11 protein-coding genes, 1 tRNA gene and 1 pseudogene are annotated in these 16,831 nt (G+C 67.4%); 9 read left to right on the forward strand and 4 right to left on the reverse strand.

The window, feature by feature from the left end:
* Positions 1 to 36 precede the first annotated feature (36 nt).
* The 7 genes from OG870_RS17250 to OG870_RS17280 all read left to right on the forward strand — a co-directional run bounded on the left by OG870_RS17250 (position 37) and on the right by OG870_RS17280 (position 6,236).
* Positions 37 to 984, forward strand: a complete 948-nt coding sequence (locus tag OG870_RS17250; RefSeq protein WP_266584312.1) for a phosphatase PAP2 family protein — start codon at positions 37 to 39, stop codon at positions 982 to 984.
* A complete protein-coding gene (locus OG870_RS17255; RefSeq protein ID WP_266584310.1) occupies positions 935 to 2,065 on the forward strand; it encodes a hypothetical protein in 1,131 nt (376 codons plus the stop codon). Before OG870_RS17250 ends, OG870_RS17255 begins: the two co-directional genes overlap by 50 nt.
* Positions 2,056 to 3,645, forward strand: a complete 1,590-nt coding sequence (locus OG870_RS17260; RefSeq protein WP_266584308.1) for a hypothetical protein — start codon at positions 2,056 to 2,058, stop codon at positions 3,643 to 3,645. Before OG870_RS17255 ends, OG870_RS17260 begins: the two co-directional genes overlap by 10 nt.
* Positions 3,642 to 4,979, forward strand: a complete 1,338-nt coding sequence (locus tag OG870_RS17265; protein WP_266584306.1) for an AAA family ATPase — start codon at positions 3,642 to 3,644, stop codon at positions 4,977 to 4,979. Before OG870_RS17260 ends, OG870_RS17265 begins: the two co-directional genes overlap by 4 nt.
* A 112-nt stretch (positions 4,980 to 5,091) precedes the next feature.
* Positions 5,092 to 5,457: a hypothetical protein gene (locus OG870_RS17270; RefSeq protein WP_266514999.1), complete on the forward strand. Its 366-nt coding sequence runs from the start codon at positions 5,092 to 5,094 to the stop codon at positions 5,455 to 5,457.
* Between the two features lie 121 nt (positions 5,458 to 5,578).
* Positions 5,579 to 6,172 carry a bifunctional DNA primase/polymerase gene (locus tag OG870_RS17275; protein WP_266515001.1) on the forward strand — a complete coding sequence of 198 codons (594 nt, stop codon included), beginning with the start codon at positions 5,579 to 5,581 and terminating at the stop codon, positions 6,170 to 6,172.
* Positions 6,163 to 6,236: transfer RNA gene (locus tag OG870_RS17280), tRNA-Lys, on the forward strand. Before OG870_RS17275 ends, OG870_RS17280 begins: the two co-directional genes overlap by 10 nt.
* Before the next feature lie 356 nt (positions 6,237 to 6,592).
* Here the strand turns inward: OG870_RS17280 and OG870_RS48180 are convergent.
* Positions 6,593 to 7,921: pseudogene (locus OG870_RS48180) on the reverse strand (peptidoglycan-binding protein); the annotation flags it as partial.
* A 10-nt stretch (positions 7,922 to 7,931) separates the two neighbouring features.
* A complete protein-coding gene (locus OG870_RS17290; RefSeq protein WP_327691068.1) occupies positions 7,932 to 8,639 on the reverse strand; it encodes a helix-turn-helix domain-containing protein in 708 nt (235 codons plus the stop codon).
* Between the two features lie 923 nt (positions 8,640 to 9,562).
* On the opposite strand from OG870_RS17290, the gene OG870_RS17295 reads away from it, so the two are divergent.
* Positions 9,563 to 10,639, forward strand: coding sequence for a hypothetical protein (locus OG870_RS17295; RefSeq protein WP_327691069.1), 1,077 nt, complete (start codon positions 9,563 to 9,565; stop codon positions 10,637 to 10,639).
* A 745-nt stretch (positions 10,640 to 11,384) separates the two neighbouring features.
* On the opposite strand, the gene OG870_RS17300 is transcribed toward OG870_RS17295, so the two are convergent.
* Entirely contained in the window at positions 11,385 to 11,570 is a 186-nt protein-coding gene (locus tag OG870_RS17300) for a hypothetical protein (RefSeq protein WP_327691070.1), read from the reverse strand.
* A gap of 299 nt (positions 11,571 to 11,869) precedes the next feature.
* Here OG870_RS17300 and OG870_RS17305 point away from each other — a divergent pair, with 299 nt between their 5' ends.
* Positions 11,870 to 13,624, forward strand: a complete 1,755-nt coding sequence (locus OG870_RS17305; protein WP_327691071.1) for a hypothetical protein — start codon at positions 11,870 to 11,872, stop codon at positions 13,622 to 13,624.
* A gap of 14 nt (positions 13,625 to 13,638) precedes the next feature.
* Here OG870_RS17305 and OG870_RS17310 read toward each other — a convergent pair whose 3' ends face one another.
* Entirely contained in the window at positions 13,639 to 16,389 is a 2,751-nt protein-coding gene (locus OG870_RS17310) for a hypothetical protein (protein WP_327691072.1), read from the reverse strand.
* Between the last annotated feature and the right edge of the window lie 442 nt (positions 16,390 to 16,831).

Genomic DNA, 16,831 nt, shown 5'->3' on the forward strand with positions numbered 1-16,831 from the left:
CCGGGCACCGCGCGAGAACGAAGGGGGAGCGATCGGATGCCGAAGACCGAGACGGCACCGGGCATCGAGGCAGCAACCCCGCGGACCCGCCTGCGCTGGTGGACCGAGTTGCCACTGATACTCCTGGTGTACGCCTGCTACTCGGCCGGCCGGCTCCTCGCCCGCGGCGACACCGACGGCGCCGTCGACCACGGCCTGTCGATCCTGCGGATCGAGAAGGTCCTGCACATCAACGCCGAGCATCCGCTCAACCGGCTCTTCACGCACGAGGCGTGGCTCGGCGTCCCGGCCGACTTCTGGTACGCGTCACTGCACTACCTGGTCACGCCCGCCATCCTCATCTGGATGTTCCGGTCCCGCGCCGTGCACTACCGCGCCGCCCGCACCTGGCTGATGACGTCCACCTTCATCGGCCTGATCGGCTTCACCCTGCTGCCGACCTGCCCACCGCGCCTGCTCTCGGCGGGCCACGGATTCGTCGACACGATGGCCCAGTACAGCTCGTACGGCTGGTGGGGCGGCGAGGCCAGCGCCCCGCGCGGCCTCGGGGGCATGACGAACCAGTACGCGGCCATGCCGAGCCTGCACGTGGGCTGGGCGCTGTGGTGCGGGGTCATGCTGTGGCGGTACGGCAGGACGCCCGCGACGAAGGTCGCCGCCGTCGCCTACCCGCTGCTGACCACGATCGTGGTCATGGGCACCGCGAACCACTACTTCCTCGACGCGGTCGCGGGTGCGGCCGTGATGGGGGTCGGGCTGGTCCTGACGCCGTACGTGATACGCGGCGCGGACCGGGTCCGGGCGCGGATCTCGTTCGTCTCAGGGCGCTCCCAGGCCGCAGGTTCCTCCATTGTCAGTGCCGGATGCCAGACTTCCGCGGGTGAGCGAATTCCACGGCAGCGCGACTCCCGGACCGGATCCGGAGCCGAACCGGGTGCCTCTCCCACGGACGCGGGGGAAGGCGCTCCGGCAGCGGCTCGCTGAGCTGCGCGGGCCCGACGTACCACCCAAGGCGCTGGACGCGCGCGCCCTCGCGGCGCTCGCCGCCAACCCGGGCTGCCAAAGGCGCGCGATCCTGGACGGCGCCGGGGTGAACAAGGCCGTGCTGGCGAGCGCGTTGGGCTCCCCGTCTGCCTTCGGGCAGTCGCAGTTCGCGTTCACGCGGGGCAACGCGTTCGAGGCGAAGGTCAAGGGGGACGGCGGCGCGGAACTGCTCAGGCTGGTGCACGAGAAGCTGGACCGGCACGCCGAGCCGCCCGCCGAGGCGCAGGTGCCCGACCTCTTGGCCACCGGCCCCGAGGGCCGCGCGGCCCGTACGGCACTGGCGCTGCGCGAGGCCACCGCGGCCCCCGGCACCTGGACCCTGCTCGACCATCCGATGCTCGCGCTCGACGTCGCCGGCTCCCCCGCGTTCCTGGAGCCGGACGCCGTGGTCGTGCACCCCGACGGCAGCTGGACGGTCGTCGAGATCAAGTCCTTCCCGATGCTGGACGGTGCCGCGGACCCGGCGAAGGTGGGCGCGGCCGCACGACAGGCCGCGGTGTACGTGCTGGCCCTTGAGGAGGTCGCCGCCCGCCTCGACCCGGCCCCCCGGGTGCGCCACCGGATCCTGCTCGTCTGCCCCAAGGACTTCTCCAACGTGCCCACCGCCTCGGCCGTCGACGTGCGCAAGCAGCGCGCGGTCACCGGCCGCCAGCTGGCCCGCCTCACCCGCATCGAGGACATCGCCGACACGCTCCCCGAGGGCACCTGTTTCTCTCCGGAGCTGCCCGCCGCCGAGCTGACGTCCGCCGTGGAGTCGGTCCCGGCGACGTACGCGCCCGAGTGCCTGTCCGCCTGCGAGCTGGCCTTCCACTGCCGTGACCGCTCCCGCGCGGCCGGCGCGGTGACCACCCTGGGCCGCTCGGTCCGCGCCGAACTCGGCGGCCTGTCGACGGTCGAGGACGTCCTCGCCGCGGCCCGCGGCGAGAGCGGCGACCCCGAGGACCCGGCGGTGGCGGCGCTGCGCCGAGCGGCGCGACTCCGTGCGCAGGCCCTCGGCCAGGAGGTCACCCCATGTCGCTGATCTCCACCCTCGGCCGGCTGGAGGCCGTGCGCACCGGCCACGCCCAGCCCGCCGCCACCGTCCGGCACCGGCATCTGTCGGAGCGGCCCCTGGTCTTCGTGCCGCTCACCACCGCGGGCGAGGCCGGTGCCCCGCTCGGCGCGCTGGTGGGCACCGACCGGGACGCCCCGCGTCTGCTGGCCGTGTCCCAGCCGCGCGACCGCGACCTCAGGTTCGCGTTCCTGGCGGAGCTGGCCGACATCGTCCTGCCGTATCTCGACGCGTACACGGACGCCGTGGAGGCCGCCGAGCGCAACGAGACCGACCCGGAGACCGGCAAGCGGGTCAAGGTCGAGGTCGAACTGTGCGCGGACGCCCCGCAGTTGATCGTCCCGAGCCGCGCGGGCGTCGACTTCGTACGATTGCTCGGCCGCTCCATGCGCTTCAGGCGTACGGCGGAACAGGACCCGGAGACCCCGTATCCCGCGCCCCCGCGCGTGCCCCTGCTGGGCCGCTGGCTGACGCACTTCGGGGAGCGCGCCCGCGTCCCGGGCTCCTCCCTCCTGCTGGCGATGACGGACGTCCTGGCCCGGCACTGGGCGACCGGCCAGTCCACGCTGGAGGACCAGCACCTGGGCGCACTGCTCGCCTGGATCGCCCCGCCGGAGGGATCGACGGGTGCCGACGCGGCGCTCGCCGCCGAACTCGCCCGCGACGCCCGGGGCCAGCTGCTCTGCCCGCCCGCCGGACCGGCCACCGACCCGGCGTTCGACAACAAGCTGCTCGCCCCCGCGATCGAGCGCCACGACCGTGCGCGTACCGCCCTCGCCGCCGCCGAGGACGGTCTGGAGGCGGACGACCGGCTCGGTGAACTCACCAACGCCGAGCGGGACATCCGCGCCCTGGTGCTCAGCCGCACCCTGCCGACCTGGGAGAAGGTCTGGCAGGGCCTCGACCTTCTGCGGGCGCTGCCGGACGGGGCGCATGTCGAGGAGCGGTGGACGCGCGACCGCTGGTCCTTCACCGGCCACCGCGACCGGATCGTCGCGGGCGAGCCCCCGCAGCCGCGCCGCGACGACGCGGTCACCGCGGCGGGCAAGCTGGCCGCCCGCGAGCGCGAGCAGGCGCGGCTGGAGGCCCAGGAGGCCCTCGACGACCCGTTGGTGATGGCGGGGCGGCGGCTGTCCGGGGAGGCGTTCGCCGGGGAGGTGACGGACGTCGTGATGGCGTACAGCGAGGGCAAGCGGCCCAGTCCGCGCCCGCTGGTCACCGTACGGACCGAGGACCTTCCGCACCTGGGCGAGCGGGCCAGGGTGTACCGCTCGCTGGGCGGCAAGCCGCAGTCGGCGGAGTTCGTCGGGCGGGAGGGGGACGATCTGCTCGTCCTGCGCATCGTCGACAAGATGGGCCGCGGCAAGGTGCCCGAGTCCGGCTCGGTGCCCGAGAAGGGCGACCTGCTCTGCTTCACGACCTTCGAGCACGAGCAGCGCGGCGGGCCGAAACTGCCCGACGCGGAGGAGACACCGTGGACCCACGGCGGGCCGCCGGGCGAAGCCGTTCACGAGACCGCCGATCCCCCGACCGCCGAGGACGTCCTGTGACCGCCGCCTTCGATCCCGGTGCCCTGGCCGGCGAGGCCACCGACGCCATCCTCCGCGACACCCTGCACGGCACCCATCGCGGCGTGGTCGTGGACTCGCCGCCCGGCGCCGGCAAGTCCACGCTCGTCGTCCGCGCGGCCCTCGAACTGGCCGACGCGGGCCGCCCGTTGATGATCGTGGCCCAGACGAACGCACAGGTCGACGACCTCGTGCTGAGGCTCGCGGAGAAGAGCCCGCAGCTCCCCGTGGGCCGCCTGCACAGCAGCGAGGCCGACCCGTACGACAAGGCGCTCGACGACCTGCCGAACGTACGCAAGTCGGCGAAGGCGGCAGAGCTGAGCCGCCTCTCGGTCGTCGTCTCCACGTCCGCGAAGTGGGCGCATGTGAAGGTCGACGAGCCGTGGCGGCACGCGATCGTCGACGAGGCGTACCAGATGCGCTCGGACTCGCTGCTCGCCGTGGCGGGGCTGTTCGAGCGGGCACTGTTCGTCGGTGACCCGGGCCAGCTCGACCCCTTCTCCATCGTGGGCAGCGAGCAGTGGGCGGGCCTGTCGTACGACCCCTCCGCCTCCGCCGTGACCACCCTTCTGGCCCACAACCCCGAGCTGCCGCAGCACCGCCTCCCGGTGTCCTGGCGCCTCCCGGCCTCCGCCGCGCCCCTGGTCTCGGACGCCTTCTACCCGTACACCCCCTTCCGCAGCGGCACGGACCACGGCGACCGCCGCCTCTCCTTCGCCGTCCCGTCCGACGGCTCCGGTCCCGACCGGGTGATCGACGAGGCCGCGGAGTCCGGCTGGGGCCTGCTGGAACTGCCCGCACGGCACACCCCGCGGACGGACCCGGAGGCGGTGCGGGCGGTGGCCCTGGTCGTACGACGGCTGCTGGACCGGGGCGGCGCGGCTACGTCGGAGCGCGCACCCGAGGAGCCCCTGCCGCTCACCCCCGACCGGATCGCCGTCGGCACGGCCCACCGCGACCAGGCGGCGGCCGTCCGCGCGGCACTCGCGGAGCTGGGCGTCACGGACGTCACCGTCGACACCGCGAACCGCCTCCAGGGCCGCGAGTACGACGTGACGGTCGTCCTGCACCCTCTCTCCGGCCGCCCCGACGCCACCGCCTTCCACCTGGAGACGGGCCGCCTCTGCGTCCTCGCCTCCCGCCACCGCCACGCGTGCATCGTGGTCTGCCGGGCGGGCGTGAGCGAGCTGCTGGACGACTACCCGTCGACGGAGCCCGTCCAGCTGGGAACGCTCGTGAAGTTCCCTGACGGATGGGAGGCGAACCACGCGGTGCTGGCGCGGCTCGGGGAACATCGCGTGGTGTGGACGCCTTGAGCATGCGGAGGCCGAGGCCTTCGTGCTCCGCGGCCCACTTGCGCGGGCGCGGGACAATGGACGGTGGTCCGCTCTTGGACGGGCCGGACGCGACGTACGAGGAGGAGAAGACATGGCGGAGCCCACGCCGCGTCGGAACGAACCGCGGCTACGCCCCGCGCCCCTGCTGTTCGAGCCCGCGGAGGCGGCCTCCGACCCGGAGCACTTCTTCGACCTGGAGTCGATCGACGACCCACGGGCGCTGCTGGCCCGCGCGACGGAGCTGGCGCACGCGTTCCGCGCGGCGGCCGACCGTGCGGTGGAGTTCCAGGCGATGGCGGCCGCCCAGCTGGCGGACCCCAGGCACTTCGACCGGCTGACGCCGGCGGACATCGCGGAACGGGCCGAGTGGACCGAGGACTATGCCAAGAAGATGGTCGAGTTCGGACGCGACCTGATGAGCGGGGCCGAAGGCCGGGGCTCCGCGGACCCGGTCTGAAAACGGGCCACTTCGCTGTGGCATATGCCAGGCGGGCAAGATACTCCCTCCCCCTCCCGCCTGTCCCGATTTCCGGCAACTCTCGGGAGCGGTGCGTTCACGGCCGGTAGATATAGATGTCATGAGCAGCGAACGCATCGATCCGTTCTCCGACCGCTTCGACGTCTCGGGAGTCACCGCGGACGGAGCCGCCTGGCTCGCCTCGGCAGGAACGTATCCGCGAAGCACGCTCACCCTCTGGAGGGAGCGCCCGGACGCTCCGGTCGTGCTCCCCTGCGGCACCGCCTTCGACGTCGTCAGCACACCCGCGGTCTTCGGCCGCCGGATGGTCGACCGGCTGTGGGACGAGGGACCCGGTTCGGGGCCGGTGGCGACCTTCCGGGGACGCATGCTGCTGTTCGCCGCGCCCGGCGCGGCCCAGCGGCTGCCCTCCCTGCTGCGCTGGGAGGAGGTCGGCCGTACGGCGGCGATCCCGCCCCTGCTGTGCCACGGCAACGGCGACGCGGTGACCGTCCCGGCCCTTCTCTCCACCGACCGGCCGACCTCGTGCGACTCCCGCTGGCTCGTCGCCCCCGACACCCGTCACCCCTGGCTGCCGGGCGCCGAAATCCTCCTCTGGGCAGCCGTCCGGGCGGCCCGCGCCGCCGTGCGGATATCGATTTTTCCCCCGGCCGATCAGGATGCTAAGGTCTACGACGTCAGCAGGCGCCGCTAGCTCAGTTGGTTAGAGCAGCTGACTCTTAATCAGCGGGTCCGGGGTTCGAGTCCCTGGCGGCGCACAGTCTGTGACCTGGGCATCCTTCTCTTCGGAAGGGTGCCCTTGGTCGTTTTCAAGGTCGGATGCTAGCGAGGGGCTAACGCCACCGTCGTCCGGCCGCGTGGTGGGCGGTTGGGGGACGAGCGCGGCCGCAGCTTCAGCTGCCTGGCGGGCGATCTCCGGCAGCACCGAGGCGTACGTGTCAGCCGTGATCTGGATCGTTGAGTGCCTGAGCATGGCGGAGACCACTTTCATTTCTGCTCCGGCAGCGAGCGCCAAGGTGGCGGCCAGGTGCCGTAGGTCGTGCAGACGGATTGGTGGCAGGTAGCCGGGGTGCGGGTACGGCCGGAGCGGGCGCTCGGGGAAGAGCTGGTACCAGACGTGGGGGTCGACGATGCCGTTGGCCTTGAGCCCGCGTACACGTTGGAAGCCGGTCACAGCCCGCCGCGTCAGCGGCCCGAAGCACCCATCGATCGTCAGGCCGAGCGTCGCTTGGACATCCTCAACGGCGAGACCGGTGTCTCCCGTGCGCAGGGTGTTGGCCCGCTTGATCGTCCGGACGAAGTGGCGGCTGACGTAGTCGGGATGCAGCGGTTTGCCGGTCTCGGTGGTGAAGACGTAGTGGCTGTCGGTCCAGCCCGAACCCAGTAGCTTCCGCTCCTCCAGCTGGCGTTGGCGATGTGCTCGCAGAACCGTGACGGTCATGGAGTCCAGCGCGATGATGCCGTCGCTGTCGTCCTTGGGCCGGGTGACGGCCGTTTTCCAGCCCACCTGCACGATCTGCTGGACGATGGCCAGCGTGCCGGTGTCCAAGTTCACGTCCGGCCAGCGCAGTCCGATGCCTTCGCCTCGGCGCGGTCCTCGGAAGACCAAAAGGTGGTAGTAGGCGTAGAGCCGGTCGGCCGTAATGAGGCCGAGGAAGGCGCCGGTCTGCTCAGGTGTCCAGACAGCCACCTTCGGGCGTCGGCCAAAGGCCATCCAGTCGATGACTCGCGGCGCGGTCCAGACGACCGCCTTCGGTCGGGGTGCGCTCTCCACTTCGACCGCCAGTGCTGGGTTGTCGATGATCTGGCGCTGCCGGACGGCGGCGTTGAGCGCCGCCCGGAGCGTGGCATGGATGCGTTGGAGGGTCGCCGGGCCGATCGGACGCGAGCTCGTGGCAGCGCTGGCCACGATGGCGTCATAGGCGGTCCGGATCTGCGCCGGCCGTAGCTTCTCCAGGGGGATGTCACCGATCTGGGGCTTGAGGTAGTTCTGGATGAAACCCACATAGGAGCGGCGGGTGTTGTCCGCCAGCTTGCGCTTGCTACCCATCCACTCGTCCAGCCACTCGCCGGTGGTCTGCTGCACGGTGAGTGAGACGCCGGCGCTGAAACGGCGGCGTACGTCGGCGTGCTCCGGCAACTGCTGATAGCGGCGGTAGTGGTCACGGATGAGGTCGACGATCTCCAGCCGACCCGCGTCATCGTCTGTGCCGGGTATCTCCAGGAGCTGGATGGCCCGCCGCAGCTCCGTGACCGCCATGGTCTGACTGGCGAAACCACCCCGGGTAATCTGCTGCCGCCCGTGCTCCCGTCGGCCCGCGTCGGACAGCGGTACGTCGACGACATATGACCAGGTGCCGTGCTTCTTCGAGCAGGCCAGGCGCCTACCGGCCGCGTTGTAGCGGGCCGGACACTTGCAGCGCTTATAGGTGGTGCCCTGCATGATGCATGCCTTACCTTGCCGTCTGCGCGTCGCCAGGATGGGCCGCGCGCAGGTCGTGTTCCAGTTCGGTCAGCAGCTCCCGGGTGATGTGGCCGCGCAAGGTGGCCAGTTGGCCCTGGGATGCCTTGGGCCGACGTTCCTGGAGACGCAGATCTCGCTCCTGCGACAAGGTCCGGTCCCACCGTTGCAGCGCCACCAGGTTGACCCACTCCGGCGACGTTCCGACCTTGCGGGCTACGTGCCGCTCGGCCTCACCGACGCTGGCGACCGCCCGCTCCACCAAACCGGGGTCTGCCCGCCCAGATCGCTGCACCTCCGCCAGGAAGTCGGACGTCCGATTGGCCAGCGCCAACGACTCGGTGATCTCGACCGCCCGCTCGGGCAGCGCCTGCACGGCGGCCGTGTTGCCGGACAGCAACGCCTTGACCGCGCCAACGGTCAGCCGCGCCCCGGGCGACAGCTCGACAAGGTCATCCGATGCTCCGGCCACGAAGTCGGCCGGCGATACCTCGAAGGCGAGCGCCAGCAGGAGCACTTCCTCCAGCGCTATGCGCCGAGCCCCGACCTCTGCCTGCGCGACGGTTCCGCGGATCCAGGTCGTCAGACCGTGCTGCTGAAGCAGTGCGGCAGCCTCTTCCTGCTTCAGGCCACGGGCTTTCCTGATCTCTCTCAGGCCAGCTCCGAGCACCTGTCGCAGCGTTTGTGGCGTCCGTTCCATGAGGTCACCTCGGGGAGGAAAGTGTCTCAACGGTACGTCGTGATCTGCTCAGCAACAAGAGCGGTTGACTTGCAACAAACTAGGACGGATCATCTGCTCTTAGAACAGAGCACGCCACCGCAGGTGAGGTGAGCCGCATGGTCGGCATGAGCCGGGCCGAGTTGCTGGAGCTACCGGTCACCATCGACCTCGTAACCGCCGCCCGAGCCCTGGGCATCGGGCGCACGCGAGCCTTTGAACTGGTTCGCCAAGGCGAGTTTCCGGTACCGGCAGTACGCGTCGGGACAACGTGGCGGGTGCCTACCGCTCCCCTCCTGCGCCTCTTGGGCCTATCTGGCGATCAGTAGGCCCAACCTCCGGGGAGGTTGGGGACGGCCCCCACCACCACGTCCCGGCACACAGGCAGCGTCGACGCGTGGCGCATGAGCCAGCGCACGCACCCCCTGAAGCATCGAACGAACGGGCGCCGCCCCGGAGCCGCAGGCAACTCCAGACAGACCACGGGCCCTCGATGTAATCCGTTCGGGGGTACATTCGCGGGTCCTCGGCGTGTCGCGACCAAAGAGAACAGTGAGAGAGTCCGTTGATTTCCGTGCCCTCTTGTTGAAGTCCGGGTCGATGCGGGCGCAAGAAATGTCTGGATTCGCTTTATATGAGCTAGCGGAAGAACGATTCTGCTTTGGCCATAGATTTATGCGCCTGGTGCGAACCGTCACGACACTTCGACATGTCGACTTGGTGACGGCGTACACAGACACGCTAAGTCGACCCCAATGCACTAACCTTCGACTGGACTCAAGGCGGCCCGCTCCCCCGCGCCTCCGTGAGTCCTTTGCTCCAAACGCGCCAGTGGGAGCCTCCCACCGGCGCTCGCCACTCAAACCCGTAATACGGGCGATACGAGCGAAGGGTTCAACGGTTCAATGGCGCGTGAAGTGCCGCGCGAGCTCTCCGGGCGGACGATCCGAAAGGATCAGCTGGAAGATCTCGTTGAGGTCGTGGAACGTGAGTTTCCTTCATCTTCGGAGCGCAAGTTCTCCATAGCAGGCGAGGATGGCGTCCACAAGGACATCTCCTTCGAGGCCGTCATGAAGGCGGCGGGTCGCCCTGCCGTAGTCGATAATCTGACGATCTCCGACCGAGTTGGGGACAAGAGCTTCACTTTTGAGGCCAAACGTGGCTTGATCAAGATCAAAGCTGAAGGGGGAGAGCGACACTTCCCTGTTGGGTTTTGCGAGGAAGTCCAGGGGATTCTCAGGACCCGTACCTCCAGGCTGCGCCGGATCCTCCCGGCACGCATGCGGTTCATCGCCTACTGGTGCTTGGGGGCAGAAACAGTGATGGCCCTTATCGCCATCCTGATGACGTCGATTCTCGTGGGCTGGGTAGCGGCCATCAGCTCCATCTGCATCTCCGCGGCCACCCTCATGATCACCTGGATCATCCGGCGTCACTTCACCACGTACATCTTGCTGAAAGACGACGCCCGGGAGCCCTGGAAGCGGACGGAGAAGCTGGCCGTCGTAGGTGTCGCGGTTCAGATCATCGTGGCCCTGATGGTCAACGGGCCGAAGTGGCTTCCGGACAACGGGACACCGGTGACGCCAAAGTCCGGTTCTACCGGGCAGTCGTCAAGCCACGCTGGCGCCACGGCGTCGCGGGCCGCGGCCTCCGCCCTCTCGCGAGACACTCAGCGCTCACCGCTGGCCAAGATCATGGTGAAGCCAGCGGTCGGCTCGGCCGGCGAACCGTTCGTGCTGACCGGCACGGGCTTCGAGCCGGGCGCTGATGTCTGGGTGGAGCTGGTGGCGGGGCCGGGGACGACCTTGTCCAAAGACAAGGGTGAACGCCACCTCGTTCGCGTGAACGGCAAGGGTGAGATCGAGCCCGAGAAGATCACCGTCGGGCGGGGCGTCTGCTGTACTGACGGAACGCTCCGAGTCGTCGTCAACCCGGAGGGAAAGATAGCTGCGGTCGAGACGACGTACAAGCTGAAGTGACTGCGGTGGCGGGCTTCTCGGGCCCGAGGGCCCCGGGTGGATGGGGCACACGCATACCGCTGCAGGATTTGAGGCCGTCCGTGTGCCCAGCCCCGGACGGCTTCGTCTTTCTCTATCGCCCCAATACTGCTGGGTGACCTCGCCGCTCGAAAGAGCGACCATTGAGAGGACAAGGCAAGGGCAAGTGGTGCCCACCGAACCTCACTGAGCCAGCAGCCTGACAGAAGAGGCATGCTATAAGAAGCATTCGGGCCGCTCGGGCGGCTGAAGCCGTAACTCTCATCGGCACGTTGGCAGTGGTCGGCTGCAGTGGCAGCACGACAGGCGCCGGGACAGCCAGCACGTCAGTACAGACGATCTCCTCCCCATCGCCCACCAGCAGGCTGCCTTCGACTGCACAATTGGAAGCCGCGCTACTGGAGGCGGGCGAGTTGGGACCAGATTTTGCCAAGGAATCGGCCAGCCCATCACCGTCCGAGTCCAACAGATCAGACGAGGGGTGACACGTTCAAGGGCTGTCGGCCCTTGGCGATGCTGTTGAACGCAGGAGCTGGTCGCTCAAACAATCCCCAAGCCAGTATCACGTTCAAGGCTCAGGAGGGGGCACACGGCCTGCTGCTCACTACTCCTGAACACCAGAATCGTCGCACCGGACACGCTCACCAGAGACGATTCACATGATCGTGTTACGAGCTCTTGGCGCCCTCGGGGCGGGGGACGATTCGCCCTGCCTGAGGCATCGCTCTCACGGCGCGGCGGCCTCTTTGGAGATTGTCACGACGGCAGTGGAGCGCACGCTGAAGATCCTTTTTCCATCGACGGTGGTGAAATCCAAGAAATCACCATGGATGGCGAAATCTTCCGCTTCAATTCTCCGTTCCCTGAGCGGCTCGTCTTTTGGAGTCGTGTACTCGACGGTGAAAATAGCCATGCGCGGACCTCCTCGGCAGAATCGTCTCAAGTCTGGCGGGGCTCACCGCCACTGCGGGCCCGACACGCCGACGTCCGAGAGGCCCAGGGGGCTAAGATTCCCATCCCAATCGGGAAGAGCCGCGCCGCAGCCGGATCCTGCCCGTCAGCTCCCACCGGCTCACCCGAACGGACGGGGAACCGAAAGCGTCTATGGTCCGTCCTGACGAGTTCCACAGGCAGTTCCCTGCTTCGATCACCGCCTCAGCGGCAACCTTTAACACAATCGTCCAATCGTAATCGCCCTGAAAGCGTGACTCGATGAACCTCCGGCTCGAAGTCCACCTCACCGATGCTGTAGGCCAAACCCCCGAAGGGGGCGGATCATGGCGAGCCATTGTCAAGGATGGCAATACGCTGCGCCACGACACGGGTGTGTTGCCTTATCAAGGCAACACATGGACGGCCGATTTGCCGATTTCAGCGACCTGGACTCATGCTTCCCTGCAACTGGACCCCGACCGCTACGCTGCCCAAGGCGTACAGGTAAACCCTTCCGCCGGGGGCGTATACCGCAACAACTCGGCCGCGCGGATCGTACTCGATGGCGGTAATACTCGGCTACGGCTTGATCTCCCCTTGCTCAGAATCCGCGAGGCTCCAGGCGTTCAGATCCCTTCGACCCCGAAGCCCGGAGACGACCCCAAGGCAGCCTGGCTGACCACCAGTAAGAGTCAGACCAGGGCTATCAGTCTCCGGTACCGCGAGGTGAACGTAAACGACTGGCCCAACGCCCGCAAGACGCGGATGGTGACACCCGGCCCCGCACCCTCCGCCGTACTGGATGACCCCGACCACCCCGACTGGGGCCGCCTCCATCACCAGGACAGGAGTTCAGATCCGTCGACTGCGGGTGCGCCACTGGTGCTCGAATACGGCGAAGTAGGCAGAACGAGCGCCACCGAGCCGAGATTTCTCGTCGGAATCTGGGCACCTGCGCCAGCCGGCTCCAGCGCCGTTCCCGCCTGGCGGGACATGGTCGCGTTCTATCACCCGAGCACTGCGAAGACATGGTTCCCCGCGGACACCTACCCCTTCAGGAATCATTATCCCTATCCCGTCAGCAGCAACACACAGGTCGATCCGAGCCATCCTGATCGCCTGTTTCAGCCCTACGTCAATCTCGCCCTGAAGTACATGTTCGGCCACTGGAGCCACTTCGTGGACAAAGATCGGCAGCTCGTCCTGGTGACGCCGATCCTGCCTCACCCCCTCCCGGGACCCAACCCGGCGAAGCCCTCCCGAGACGAGAACGAGTACGGCCTGCCGTTCCGCGCCCAGTCCGGTCTGGCCCGGCTGCTAACGGAAGTAAACCTTTTCCTTCATCAGCGGAGGTATGGCTGGTCCGGTACGAACCTGGATGATTGGTGGGGGGCCAGAGCACCGATGGGGCAACCACGCTCGCCTGCGGAGGTCCCCACCTTCTTCCTGGACGAACGTGCGGCCCCTCAGGTACGGCGCGTGGCGGTCGCTGCTTTCAGTTCGTCTTCGCAGCTGCTGGAAGCTGCCCTGACAACGAAGGATTTGCCTTCCGCTGCCCGCTACACGGGACGCAACTGGGGAGTTCCAGATGTGCGGAAGGCGCTCCTTGAGCCGTGGATGGAGACATGGTGCCTTGATCCATTGCTCGGGAAGACCACGGTTCAGGCTCCCGTTTTCGAGAAAAATTTGATGAAGTGGTGGAGTGAGTCGGAGAGCCGACGCTTCCTTCTGGCGAATTCCGGCACGACAGGAGGAAGTAATCCTGGCGCCCTCTATCCCGCGATTCGAACCGCATCCAGTGCCTTGCGCAAACGCTCCAAGTCCGATCCGAACCGGAATGCCGAGGCTTGGTGGGGGCCGAATCAACGCTGGATCGGGATGTTCTGCTCCAATCCCTATCTTTCGGCTGTCGCAGACGTCCTGGTCCCGTGGCCGCCTTTCACCGCGCACCCATCATCCGATGACGCGCACGCGTTTATGCATGTGCTGGCTGTCGGGCTGGCCCTTGGCTGGTCGACACTGGGGCGGCCGTAGTCGAACACCATGTCTCACAACTGCTGGCCGGTCTTGGCGTCGTAGCGCACGGCCGTCGCGACTACCTGGTCGGTCGGCAGGACCTCGACCCACTGATCGAAGACCTGGTAGGGCTTGGCCGGCTGGAATCCTCCCGCCAAAGGATCGAACCCATTCTCGAACACCTTCTCCGACGCCTGCGTGGTCGTGGGGTCGGCATTGGTTGTGCTCAGCTCCTTGGCCAGCAAGGTCAGGACCTCACCGACCTTCTTGCCCTGGTACGTGGAGGGATCGCCGTCGCTCGGGACGTAGCCGACGTCGAGGCCGGCTTCGCCCTCTACTTGAGTCAGCCAGTTCAACGCGGCCTGCTCCTGACCCGGCCGGACTGGCAGGACGGCCTTCACCCACGCGGCGTTGAGGAATTCGTTGCGCCGTTCGTCCGAGTCGATCTGGATCAGCCACCCCAGGGAACTGCCCAGCGGAGCGGGCTGGGTCTGATCGGTGATGAGGTAGTCCACCCGCCATTCGTCCGGCGACGTCGCCTGCCCGTCGTTCGCCTTGTACTTCTCCGCCCGTGAATACCATCCGGCGACTGTCTGGCCCTGCAAGGGCAGGGGGGCGTCTCCGGTCGGCGAGGTCTCGTCCTCGGGAGGCAGCGGATACCGGCCCGTGCTGCTGGTGGTGGTCGGAGGTGCGGGTAGCAGACCGGGGCGCCAGTAGTCGGGGGCGACGAAGTACAGCATCTCCTCCACGTCGAAAAGGTGCTGAATTCCCTCTGCCTCCGGAAACGGTTGGAAACTCGGGTCCTTGGGGTACTGCTTAGCCTGCTCTAGCCGGCGAATGAGGTTCCTGAACACCACACGGCGCTCCTCACTGCGCAGATCTTCCGGGGTGCGGCTGCGCATGGTGCTGACCAGTTGCAGCCGCTCGCGCACGGCCTTCCCGTACGCGTCGTGCTGCAGACGCGCGACCTGCTTCTGGTAGGCGTCCTGCGCATCCTGATTGGCTTTCTCGATCGCCTGCGTGGTTTCTGCCTTCGGCGAGTACACGATAGTGGCGCTGAAGGGAAGAGACTTGTTCCCCTGGAAGTTGGCATACGTCAACCGCAGCCCGAGGGACTTCTTGTCCCGATCTGGGTTGTCAGTCATCCCCAGGTCATGAGGATTGACGGTGTATTGCACTTGGGCGCCGTGGAAATCGACTTCCGGAGGCACACCCTTCTTGATTTCGTATCCATCGGGCGGCTCTGGCAGGGAAAAGTCGAACCGGAACTGGATGAGATCGTTCGCACCCACATCCGGCTTGAAGATGCCGACATTGGGGTCGGTGTCCGGTGTGTAGGTGTCCTGCGCATCGTGATCGGCGCCGTGGGTCAGAACGAAGGGCAGCGACAACTGGTGTGTAAGCTTCTGGTCCTGCGGAAGCGGCTTCATCTCCGGCTTCTGGACCGCTGTCAGATCGGGCGCCTCGGCCACATGGACCATGTCACCTAGTCCGAGCTCCCGGCCCGGATCGCCGATGAACACCTGCCAGCAGAGCCGGGTTCCGACGTGCTGAAGTTGCACGCCGACCTTGCGCATCTTGCGTCGCAGCTCGTAATTGACCAGATCGCTGCCGGTGGGGTTCGTCAGAACATAGCGGCGGCTGGAGGTATCCGTCGTCTCGGTCACCGTCTTGAAGCTGGTCTTGAAGTTACGCGTGATCTCGCTCGTGGCTTTCGCAGACTGGGTACGCGTGTGCTTGTGTGTTTCCTCGGACCCACGTTTGACGGTGTTCTCCGTGCCGAAGCTGGCACTCACATCGGCATGGTAGATTTTCGCGTTCACCCCGCCGGTGGCACTGACTCCAAGTTTCGTGTCAGTCGAGTTTTCTTCCTTCACCGCGTCGGCGACGTCGTCCTGATCGGTCAGACTCTCCTCGGACTTCTGAGAGGCCGACTCCGACACCTCGCTCACTTTCTCGACCAGCGTGCGCCTGGTGCTGGTCTCGACCACTTCCACGGTGCCTCCCGGGCTGACCCAGATGTGGCCGACGGGAGAACCAAGGAAAGTGTCGAACTCGAAGAAATACTCCCGGAACAGGTTCACCAGCCCCACTGGGGACAGACCGCCGATAGCGCCCGCGTCGTAGTACCCGGCCAGCGCTGCAAGTGGTTGATCGACCATCGTGCGGGCGTTCGCGCCCTTGAACTGGCCGAGGGTAGTGAGCCCGGCGAACGCCGACTCGGGATGCGCCGTGGCGGCGGCCATGGAGGAAGAAGCGCCAAACCATCCCGTCAGCGGATGATAGATCCCGAACAGTTCACTGGCGTAGGGCGGTGCACCGGTGAAGTCGGCCAGCGGTCGCCCGGCATAGGCAGGTGCTCCCCGCCCCGGCATGGTGATCTTCTGTGCATGGCTGGTGGGACCGTTCGTCGTGACAGCGAAGGGTACCGACACGAGGGGATTGCCAGGTGTGGTCTTCATCAGAAGGATCTCTCCAGTGGCCGCTCGGACCGGAGCGACAAAGGAGATCGTCTGTGGACCGGCCGTGGCAGTCAGACGGCCCACATACTGGCGAGGATCAGCCGGGTCCTTCTGGAGGAATGTGCCCTGCAGGGCCGTCACCCCGGGCAAGGTTGCGGGATCCAGTACGTTGATATCACTGGACAGGGCGAGAGCGAGGCGCTGTCCCTGCGGGATCTCCTGATTACTGCCATCGATCTTGTAGGTCCAGAGGTTGTACGCGACTCCGACCGCACCGCCGAGTACGGGCGACGTGCCGACGAGTGTGAGCACCAGCGTCATGGGAGGGCCCTTCGGTTCGTCATCTCCCTTTCTGTGCTCCCATGACATGCAGCAGTCATCACCGTGCCAGGCCCGAAATCACTCGACTGCATATTCCTGTGGCGTATTCCATACGCCATAGGACAGGGCTCGCGTGTGGCGCGACACAGCAGTCCCGGCGCACGCGGGCCTTTGAATTGATCCGCCGGGGAGAGTTTCGGGTGCCGGCAGCACGTGTCGGGGCCACGTGGCGGGTGCCCACCGCCCCGCTCCTGCAACTCTTGGGCCTCTCAGGCGATCAGCAGACCTAGAGACCACGATCCGCACTCGCCCCGCCCTTGGACGGGTTATTGGGCAGGCAGCGCGGTCGCTGGCGTGCTCCCCCGGGTGCGCCCCGCCGATCGGAGGAGCGGGGCCCACCCGATCAGTCACCATCTGTGCGCCCCGCCGTCCCGGCTCCCCG

This window comes from Streptomyces sp. NBC_00461 (genome assembly GCF_036013935.1).
Taxonomy (GTDB): domain Bacteria; phylum Actinomycetota; class Actinomycetes; order Streptomycetales; family Streptomycetaceae; genus Streptomyces.